10 protein-coding genes are annotated in these 9,548 nt (G+C 43.5%); 7 read left to right on the forward strand and 3 right to left on the reverse strand.

The features are described from left to right. Positions 1-125 precede the first annotated feature (125 nt). Entirely contained in the window at positions 126-1,433 is a 1,308-nt protein-coding gene (locus AB4623_RS23110) for an ATPase (RefSeq protein ID WP_102332943.1), read from the reverse strand. Between the two features lie 257 nt (positions 1,434-1,690). On the opposite strand from AB4623_RS23110, the gene AB4623_RS23115 reads away from it, so the two are divergent. From AB4623_RS23115 to AB4623_RS23125, 3 genes are all read left to right on the forward strand, one after another. Further along, positions 1,691-1,921: a TIGR02647 family protein gene (locus AB4623_RS23115; protein ID WP_017060280.1), complete on the forward strand. Its 231-nt coding sequence runs from the start codon at positions 1,691-1,693 to the stop codon at positions 1,919-1,921. A 114-nt stretch (positions 1,922-2,035) separates the two neighbouring features. Next, positions 2,036-2,890: an NAD(P)H-binding protein gene (locus tag AB4623_RS23120; protein ID WP_371724993.1), complete on the forward strand. Its 855-nt coding sequence runs from the start codon at positions 2,036-2,038 to the stop codon at positions 2,888-2,890. Then, entirely contained in the window at positions 2,883-3,548 is a 666-nt protein-coding gene (locus tag AB4623_RS23125; protein WP_372147435.1) for a YdcF family protein, read from the forward strand. Before AB4623_RS23120 ends, AB4623_RS23125 begins: the two co-directional genes overlap by 8 nt. 149 nt (positions 3,549-3,697) lie before the next feature. Here the strand turns inward: AB4623_RS23125 and AB4623_RS23130 are convergent, their stop codons facing one another. Together AB4623_RS23130 and cysS are read right to left on the reverse strand one after the other, a co-directional pair. After that, on the reverse strand, positions 3,698-4,276 hold the full coding sequence (locus AB4623_RS23130; RefSeq protein ID WP_017060277.1) for a thymidine kinase: 579 nt from the start codon (positions 4,274-4,276) through the stop codon (positions 3,698-3,700). Positions 4,277-4,374: 98 nt separating this feature from the next. Next, the gene (cysS, locus tag AB4623_RS23135) at positions 4,375-5,760 is read right to left on the reverse strand and encodes a cysteine--tRNA ligase (RefSeq protein WP_017060276.1); all 1,386 of its coding nucleotides are present in this window, start codon (positions 5,758-5,760) and stop codon (positions 4,375-4,377) included. Between the two features lie 365 nt (positions 5,761-6,125). Here cysS and AB4623_RS23140 point away from each other — a divergent pair, with 365 nt between their 5' ends. The 4 genes from AB4623_RS23140 (at position 6,126) to AB4623_RS23155 (ending at position 9,426) form a co-directional block, all read left to right on the forward strand. Then, positions 6,126-6,620 carry a peptidylprolyl isomerase gene (locus AB4623_RS23140; RefSeq protein WP_017060275.1) on the forward strand — a complete coding sequence of 165 codons (495 nt, stop codon included), beginning with the start codon at positions 6,126-6,128 and terminating at the stop codon, positions 6,618-6,620. A gap of 77 nt (positions 6,621-6,697) precedes the next feature. Further along, a complete protein-coding gene (gene lpxH / locus AB4623_RS23145; RefSeq protein WP_372147437.1) occupies positions 6,698-7,432 on the forward strand; it encodes a UDP-2,3-diacylglucosamine diphosphatase in 735 nt (244 codons plus the stop codon). A gap of 127 nt (positions 7,433-7,559) precedes the next feature. Beyond that, complete coding sequence (locus tag AB4623_RS23150) at positions 7,560-8,777, forward strand: EAL and HDOD domain-containing protein (RefSeq protein ID WP_029235542.1); 1,218 nt, start codon at positions 7,560-7,562, stop codon at positions 8,775-8,777. 136 nt (positions 8,778-8,913) lie between these two features. After that, positions 8,914-9,426 (forward strand): YchJ family protein, encoded by a 513-nt coding sequence (locus AB4623_RS23155; protein ID WP_017060272.1) that lies wholly within the window; start codon positions 8,914-8,916, stop codon positions 9,424-9,426. The last annotated feature ends 122 nt before the right edge of the window (positions 9,427-9,548 follow it).

The following is a 9,548-nucleotide window of genomic DNA, read 5'->3' on the forward strand; positions in this document are numbered from 1 at the left end:
GAATAACGTACACTAAAATGGCTCACAGAGCGCTTTTATTTCTAGATTTTGACATAGATCAACAGAACGTAAAAAAGCGCCCTAAGGCGCTTTTAACTCAATCACAAATAAAGAAATTAGTGATGCTAAACCGAAGGTTCAATCACTTCTTCTGATGATTGTTCTAGGGTTGAATCCTCTAGAGTAGATTCAACAGCTGGGGACATCACATCAGAGTCACTTTCGTTGGCCACTTTGCCACCTAAGCTTTTCAAACTATCCACTAACTCTTCTAAGCTTTTAATGTGAGCATCACTCTTGGTAATCTGCTCACCGAGCAACTCACTGTGCTTGGTCGCTTCAACCAATTTCTGTGTTTGTTTCTGATTCTCACTTTCTAACTTAGCGAGTCGTTCAGTCAAAGTTTTAATCTCTGACTTTAATGACGCCGTCATGTCTGAGCCTTTCAGCGCTTTAACACTCGCTACAATTTTTTGAGACTGAAGGCGCAATACAACATCACGGTGATCTTCATCATTAACCACTTGTGAAATGCTCAGCAACTGATTCTCTGCATTCAAAACCGATTGTTCGAACTTGTCGCCTTTTACACTCGCGAGCACTTTTACTTCATGAGCGACACTGCGCACGTGGTTCAACTCAAACTCCGCAGCGTGTACCGCATCTTCAATGATCGACTTTTCACGGGGACTGGCTTTGACTTGGCTTTCTGCCAAAGCAATTTGAGATGCTGCTTTAGCAAACGTCAGTGGAGCAACGTCATCGAAATCTTCATCTTCCAAGAACTCTAATTCGTTCTTCAAAGGTTCGATGTATTTCTTATGTGCCACTTTAACTTCTAGTAAGCGAGCATTGTTAAGAAATTCCACCTGCGCTTCTTGAGCGTCTTCAAGCTCATCGACCAGAACATACTCAAACAACTCGCTGTATTCTGAATACAAACGTTTGTAGCTCGAGGTAAACATGGTATCTGCGCCAAGAAACTTCAGGTAATCCATTTGGACAATCGAATCCGCGAGTACTCGATCAGCCTTCTTCTTTAACACTAAGATCGAGTCATAGTTTGATTTGATCAAAGCGATTTTTTCATCGAAGGCTTCAGCGTAAGTTAGGCTCGAAAAAATGGAGTAACTCTTGGTTATCCGAGTTTCGTCTTTAAGTAAGTCCGCATAAATGCTTTCAGCATCATCCCATGCGTCTAATAGTTCATTGTAATTCTCTGGTGCATAGAGAGACAATTGAGCATGGTCTTCAAGCTTAACTTCCCATTCGGAGTAAACGCTTTGGACAGACTGAAATGAACGGACCTCTATTGTCGATTCATTATTGTTGTTTGTGGTTTGGTTCGCGTCTGTCTGCTCTGAGGGTGTACTTTGACAACCTGAGATAGCAAATAGCATACTGATCGTTAATGCTACTTTGTTCGCTCTCACTTATGCATATCCTTTTTATACAATATTCGCTCAATGCAAATTATTTCTAGTCACAATATATTACAACCACTTAGCAATAAACATCACTGATGATTTAAGTGGGTGCAAATCACCCAATATAACCAAAATAAACTCATCACTCGATGATTAATCAATCAATTTGGTATCACTTATCAATTCTCTTTATTTGCTATTGCCTGAGCCGAGAATGCGCACTAAGGTGAAGGTAGAGAACGTTATGAATATATAGGTCAATTATGAAGTACAACGCTGAACATATTGCTGATTTAAACCTCCTTCTTCAATTTGATGTAAGTAGTGCAGCTACTGGAATTAAAGTCCATCAAGAGGCAGCTCAAGAAACTCAAGACGCTGTTAAGCGCCTATTCGAAAAAAACCTTTGTACTCAGCCAGACGGCGGTTACCTAACAGATGAAGGTATCGAGATGGCAGAGCGCGCAGACAAGCTTCTTCGCGTACTAAACTAAAGCTCCATTGTTCTAGTAAAAACTCCACTTGCTTCGGCCGTGGAGTTTTTTCATTTTTGGGCAAAGCTTTGTTAGGCTTATTGTAAATTCGTCATTTGCAGTTGTGAGGAACACATGGCTTCTATATTTATTGTCGGTGCAGGATGGGTAGGTGTACCTTTATCTGAACATTTAGAAAAACATGGTAACCGAGTAGTGGTCACGAAAACGACCCAAGCGGGAGCAGATGCCATTGGTAGCGAACAAATTCCATGTGAAGTGTTTAGCTTTGATTCATCCGATCCACAACAGACTATCGGGCGACTCTATTCATTGTTACTCGAAAACAACACTGAAATTGTGATTGGCAGCTTCCCTCCTGGCTTTAGAAAAGGAGCAGGACAAGAGTATGCCGACTACTGGCAGCAACTCACCAATGCATGCCAAAAGGCCAACATTAAAAAGCTCATTATGGTTAGTTCAACTACGGTATACCCAACTAAGCCGGGTGTGCTGAACGAGCTGGATGCATCACTCCCCCTTTCGACCTCAGATAACGAGCACGCGTCTTTATTTTCCGATAACGCACGAATCATGCTGCAAGCTGAACAGTCAGTGATTGATTCCGGTATCGACTACACCATTCTTCGCTTTAGTGGCTTAATCGGCCCAAGCCGTCACCCATCTCGCTTCGCAAGCAAGTTAAAACAAGTCAGCACTCAAGCTCCAGCCAACATGCTGCACCTTGATGATGCAATTGGTGCTGTCGATTTCGCTATCAGTCAACTGCACAATGAAATAGTTAACGTGACCACACCAAATACAGTCAGTAAGGCGGAGTTTTATGCCGCGGCACTGAAAAGCGCCAACAGCAGTGAGCCTCTGCCCGCTGTTGTTGATACCCCAGACAAGTTAATCTCTTCGAAGAAGATTCTCGACTTAGGTTATTCATTTAAATTCGAATCCACACTGGACGCACTTCATGACTGAACAATCTATTGCTAACAAAAATCCCAACATAAAACTGCATCGCTCAGTCGACACCCTTTGGAACTTTATGTCGATGGGTCACAAGGTTACGCCTTCCGACTGTATCTTTGTATTGTGTAGCAACGATACTCGCGTAGCTGAATATGCAGCCGAGCTTTATCACCAACAGATCGCGCCTTACATCGTTTTGTCTGGCGGTGTGGGACGCTTTACCGAAAGAAGCTTTGAACGCTCAGAAGCAGAAACATTCGCTTCTATCGCACGAGATTGTGGCGTGCCTGACTCTGACATTATCATAGAGAAACACGCAACAAATACTGGGGAAAATGTACGATTCACTCATGAGTTGCTGACAGAAAAAGGGTTATCGCCGAAGAGGCTAACCTTAGTTCAGAAGCCCTTCATGGAGAAACGTACCTACGCAACCTTCAGTAAACAATGGCCTGACGAAACTTCCGAGATTACCGTGACGTCGCGATGGCAAACTTGGGATGATTACTTTAACGAAGAGTTGCCGTTAGATATGGTGTTAGGCGCATTAATTGCTGATTACGAGCGAATCAAATCCTACCCAGAGAAAGGCTTTCAGATTGAGATGCCGATCCCCGACGACGTTGACCACGCCTATCAAGCATTGAAGAAGCTCGGTTTCGAATAAGCAAAAGTTAGACTTTGAACAAAGTAAAAGCTCGGCAGGAAATAAAACAAAAGCTCGGCTTGGAAGAAAGCAAAACACAGGCCCAATAAACAAAAACGGTGACACTTGGTCACCGTTTTTCGTTCTTTCGCGTTAGCAAATAGAGCTGCTTATTTACCTAACGCTTCTTTGTAGTGCAGACGGCAAACAGAAACGTATTTGTCGTTACCGCCAATAGCCACTTGGTCGCCCTCAGCAATCGCCACACCGTGCTCGTCGGTACGAATTACCATGTTCGCTTTACGGCCACAGTGACAAATTGTTTTAAGCTCAACAAGTTTATCTGCCCAAGACAGTAAGTAACGGCTACCTTCAAACAGTTCACCCAGGAAATCGGTACGTAGGCCGTAACAAAGTACAGGGATGTGCAGCTTATCAACCACTTCTGTTAATTGGTACACCTGCTCCTTCGATAAAAATTGGCACTCATCGATCAAAACACAATGACGCTTTTCTTCCTCATTGAGCTTTTTGATCGCATCAAACATGTTGGTGTCATTTTTAAACAGCTGAGCTTCAGATTGCAGACCAATTCGTGAGCTCACTTTACCGATACCATAGCGATCGTCCAAAGCTGCCGTAAAGATCACTGGCGTCATGCCACGTTCTTGGTAGTTGAATGAAGATTGAAGAAGCGTTGTTGATTTACCCGCATTCATTGCCGAGTAATAAAAATACATCTGAGCCACAGAAATATTCCTGTTAATTAAAAGTTGAAGATAGAAAAGGTGAAAATAGAGAATTCGTGCTAGAAAAAAGGGCTGAAAATCAGCCCTTTTTATAAGATTTACTTACGACGCCAAGTCGTACCTTCTGGGCCATCTTCCAGAACAATACCCAACTCGTTTAGCTTATCACGTGCAAGGTCGGCATTTGCCCAATCCTTTGAAGCACGAGAGTCGTTACGCAGTTTGATCAACGCTTCGATTTCAGCCACTTCGTCGTCGTTACCTGCCGCATCACCTTGTAGGAAGGCTTCTGGCTCTTGGTGAAGAATACCGATGATGTCTGCTAGTTCACGCATCAATGCACCCAGTCCGCTTGCTTTTTCAATGCTTTCAGGCTTGATACGGTTGATTTCACGAGCCATTTCAAACAGTACTGAATAAGCTTCAGGTGTGTTGAAATCATCGTTCATCGCTGTAGAGAATCGAGTCACGTACTCTTCGCCACCGGCAGGAGCGGCTGTAAGGTCTAGGCCACGAAGTGACGTGTATAGACGCTCTAGTGATGCGCGAGCTTGGTTTAGGTTATCTTCGCTGTAGTTTAGCTGGCTACGGTAGTGACCAGACATTAGGAAGTAACGTACCGTTTCAGCATCGTAATGTGCTAGCACGTCACGGATAGTGAAGAAGTTACCTAGTGACTTAGACATCTTCTCTTTGTCTACCATCACCATACCACTGTGCATCCAAGTATTTACATACTGAGTGCCGTGCGCGCAGCAAGACTGTGCGATTTCGTTTTCGTGGTGAGGGAACTGCAGATCTGAACCACCACCGTGGATATCGAAGTGGTTACCAAGAATAGACGAGTTCATTGCTGAACATTCGATGTGCCAACCTGGACGACCCGGGCCCCATGGCGATTCCCATGTAGGTTCACCTGGCTTAGACATCTTCCAAAGAACGAAGTCTAGTGGGCTGCGTTTTGCAGATTCAACATCAACGCGAGCACCCGCTTGAAGCTGATCAAGGTCTTGCTTTGAAAGCTTACCGTATTCGTCGAATTTCTTTACTTCAAACATCACGTCGCCGTTGCTTGCAACGTATGCGAAACCACGTTCAATCAGCTTTTCAACAAGCTCGATGATTTCAGTGATGTATTCTGTCGCACGAGGCTCAACATCTGGACGCTTCATGTTCAATGCATCAAAGTCAGCGTGCATCTCACCGATTAAACGCTCAGTCAGAGAGTCACAAGACTCACCGTTTTCGTTAGCGCGTTTGATGATTTTGTCATCGATATCTGTGATGTTACGAACGAAATTCAAATCGTAACCAAGGTAACGAAGGTAACGAGTTACTACGTCGAAAGAAACGAACGTACGACCATGACCAATATGACAGAGATCGTATATGGTTACCCCACAGACATACATGCCGACTTTGCCAGCTGTAATTGGTTTGAATTCCTCTTTCTGTCTTGTGAGCGTGTTATATATCTTCAGCATGATCTCTATCTATTTTATGGATTAATCAAAATAAGCTCGCAGTATAACAAGTCATACCTTAATAGGTAATCCCTAAAAGCAGGAATTATACCAATCACGGTAAGTAGATGGTCATAAATAGCGCAGAAAAAATGCTTGAGAACAAGGAAGCTCTTTTCGACAAAAAGTTTCGATAAGTAGTTATTCTACATTCAAAATTTCTAACGACGTTATCAAGTGTTTTAACAAGCTAGGATGGCCAGTTATTTACTACGATTGGTATTACCTCAAACATCCGAGTTAAGTTAATGATTTGGTGATTTGAAAGTCTGCCAACATGCGCTAGAATTCGAACTTCATATTAAAAAGACAGTAAGGTAACAATCATGATCATCCTTCACACAAATTTTGGTGATATCAAAGTTCAACTTAACGAAGAAAAAGCACCAGAAACAAGCGCAAACTTTCTACAGTATTGCCGTGACGGTTTCTACGACAACACACTATTCCACCGTGTTATCGATGGTTTCATGATTCAAGGCGGCGGCATGACTTCTGGCCTTAAAGAAAAGGCAACTCGTGCAACGATCAAGAACGAAGCAAACAACGGTCTAGCGAACAAAGTTGGTACGCTAGCAATGGCTCGTACTATGGAACCGCATTCAGCGAGCTCTCAGTTCTTCATCAACGTTAACGACAACTCTTTCCTAAACTTCCGTAGCGAAAGCCTAGACGGTTGGGGCTACTGTGTATTCGCAGAAGTTGTTGAAGGCATGGACATCGTAAACAAGATTAAAGGTGTTAGCACTGGTTCTATGGGTATGCACCAAGATGTACCTCTAGAAGAAGTGATCATCACTGGTACTACAATCGAAGCTTAATTCATCGCTTTCGGTTAGTATTGATGAGCCGATAAAATCAGGATATAGGGAGCGAATCGCTCCCTTTTTTTAGACCTATGAAAACATATTTTATATCAGATCTGCACCTTTCTCCGTCACGAGAAGACATCACAGACTGCTTCTTAGCCTTTATGAAGAAAGAAGCCGTAGAAGCGGATGCACTTTACGTATTAGGTGACCTTTTCGAATTCTGGATTGGTGACGATGATAAGAGTGAATTCGCGACTTCTATCCGCCAAGCGTTTATCGACTTAGTGAAAACAGGCGTGCCTTGTTACTTTACTCAAGGGAACCGCGACTTCTTAGTCGGCAAAAAATTTGCTAAGCAAACGGGCGTACAACTTCTCGACGAAGTTTCTACGATCGATATCTACGGGGAAAAAGCGGTAGTATTGCATGGAGATACCCTATGTACTGAAGATGTAAAGTACCTCGCCTTTCGCGAAAAAGTGCATCAGCCATGGTTACAATGGGTCTTCAACCGAATTCCATTTTTCATCAAGAAGAAAATTGTTTCAAAGGTTCAATCAGATATCAAAGATGACAAGCAGACCAAGTCTCTCGACATCATGGATGTGACACAGCAAGAAGTCGAAGATGTGATGGAACGAAACAATGTCGATCTGATGATCCACGGCCATACTCACCGCCCAGACATCCATACATTTAATGCTAACAATTGCACTAAAACCCGTATCGTACTTGGCGATTGGTATACGCAAGGCTCAGTGCTGGTGTTCACGCCGCAAAGTTTTGAACTACAGAATCGAGCGTTTAGCAATAGCTTTTAACATCACGCTTAAACTTTCACTTTGATTATTATTGCCGGTCAGACTTTCTTAGAAAGTGTATGGTAATTTCTAGTGAATTAGCTATTATCTCTCTACCTACCAGAAATAAACCGAACACAGTACTAAGTTGAAATATTCATACGTAGCGCGTCAACCAATACTCGACACAGGCAAGAAAACCATAGGTTACGAGTTGCTATTCAGGGATGGTCCTAAGAACACTTTCCCTGAAGTAGAGCCGGAGCTCGCTACTAGCCGTTTGCTTTCCGATCACTTCTTATCGACCCACTATAATACGTTGGGTGATAAGCTTGGGTTCGTGAACTTCCCATATGCAAGCCTAATCAACTTAGTCCCTACTCTGTTCCCCAAAGAAAGCCTCGTTGTTGAGGTTCTTGAAGACTGCGAACCAACAGACGAATTACTTGAAGCAATCAAAACCATCTTTGACGCGGGTTATACCATTGCGCTAGACGACTTTGTGCCAAGTAAAGCTTGGAAGCGCTTCTTACCCTACGTTTCAATTATCAAGTTCGATATCCGTTTGACGCCAATTGCCAAAGCAGCGATGTTTATGAACTCTCTCAAAGGGCTAGATATCAAGTTCCTTGCTGAGAAAGTAGAAACGTACGAAGAATACCAAGAAGCGAAAAAAGCAGGCTTCACCTACTTTCAAGGTTATTTCTTTAGCAAGCCAGAGATGATCCAAACGCGTGCGCTCAACCCGGCATTCCTGACGACCGTTCAGCTGTTAAAAGAGATTGCGCACGACCCTATCGACTTTGGTGAAGTAGAGCGTTTGATTACGCTCGATGTGACCATGTCGTATAAGCTACTTACCTACGTAAACTCCGCTGGCGGTTCACCAACAACGATTCGTTCATTCCGCCAAGCACTTATTTACCTTGGTGAACAGAAACTGCGTAAGTTCGTTTCACTGGTGGCTATCGCATCCGCGAAAGAAGATAAGCCGGACTCACTTTATGGCTTAGCGGTAATACGCGCACGTCAGTGTGAACTCTTGGTTGAGAAGATGAATGTTAAGGTTGAGCCTGGACAAGCCTTTTTGACCGGTATGTTCTCTCTGTTGGACTCACTCTTTGACCAACCATTGAAACAAGTACTCGATTCAGTGCCGATCGACATCGAGATCAAACAAGCCTTGATTCAACGTAAAGGCGTGTTAGGTGCTGTATTGGCGATGGTGGTTGCGTATGAGCAAGCTCGTTGGGAAGAAGCGACTCGTATTCGCCAGCTTCTCAAACTGAGTGAAGCTCAACTTGGTCAAGCTTATGACGAAGCGACGACTTGGGCTCAAGAGCTATTGTCTCCAGCCTTGAAATAGTAAACTTCGCGCTAACACTTTGATAATTTCAATAACTTCAACAGAAACTAAACTTTGGTGAGCGATCGTTTCTTGGTAAACTCCCACGCATTCACTTATGGCCTCTTAATAGAGGCCATTTTTACAGGATCTGACTATGTCTTTATGCCCATGCGGTAGCAAAAATACTTACCAACAGTGCTGTGAATCAGCGCACCTTCACCACAGTGCTGTTGAAACGCCTGAACAGTTGATGCGCTCTCGTTATTCAGCGCACGTGTTGGGTTTAGTTGACTATGTTGTTGCGACTTACCACCCTAGCTGCAACGCAGAAGCGCAAAGAGAAGGTATTGCCGAATCTATCAACAGTGATTGGGCAGGACTAGAAGTCATCGATACTGCGGTAGGCTCGCACCAAGACGAAGGCTTTGTTGAGTTTAAAGCTTACTTCAATGAAGAAGGCGCACAATACTGCATGCAAGAACGCTCTCGCTTTATACGTGAAGACGGTCTTTGGTACTACATTGATGGTACCTTCCCAGAGCAGGAACAAACTACACAACCAGAAATTGACCCACGCTTAAATCAAACCGTTGAGAGCTTTAAAATCGGCCGTAATGATCCGTGTATTTGTGGCAGTGGTAAGAAATACAAGAAGTGCTGCGGGTAACTCGTTCGACTAAGAAGTCAGATTAAGAGAAGAGATTCCTGATGTCGCTTAGGCTCCTCGGAATGACGCAAAGTCAGAGGTTAGAAAAGTGACGTAGGGCTTAGAAATCTTGAAATCTTGAA

Origin of the sequence: Vibrio sp. 10N.222.52.C12, from assembly GCF_041474215.1 — a bacterium.
GTDB lineage: Bacteria > Pseudomonadota > Gammaproteobacteria > Enterobacterales > Vibrionaceae > Vibrio > Vibrio crassostreae_C.

Coding starts and splice junctions, on each gene's coding strand:
- lpxH (WP_372147437.1), top strand. CDS start 6,698: ATGAAAACATATTTTATATCAGATCTGCACCTTTCTCCGTCACGAGAA.
- AB4623_RS23120 (WP_371724993.1), top strand. CDS start 2,036: ATGGCTTCTATATTTATTGTCGGTGCAGGATGGGTAGGTGTACCTTTA.
- cysS (WP_017060276.1), bottom strand. CDS start 5,760: ATGCTGAAGATATATAACACGCTCACAAGACAGAAAGAGGAATTCAAA.
- AB4623_RS23155 (WP_017060272.1), top strand. CDS start 8,914: ATGTCTTTATGCCCATGCGGTAGCAAAAATACTTACCAACAGTGCTGT.
- AB4623_RS23140 (WP_017060275.1), top strand. CDS start 6,126: ATGATCATCCTTCACACAAATTTTGGTGATATCAAAGTTCAACTTAAC.
- AB4623_RS23115 (WP_017060280.1), top strand. CDS start 1,691: ATGAAGTACAACGCTGAACATATTGCTGATTTAAACCTCCTTCTTCAA.
- AB4623_RS23125 (WP_372147435.1), top strand. CDS start 2,883: ATGACTGAACAATCTATTGCTAACAAAAATCCCAACATAAAACTGCAT.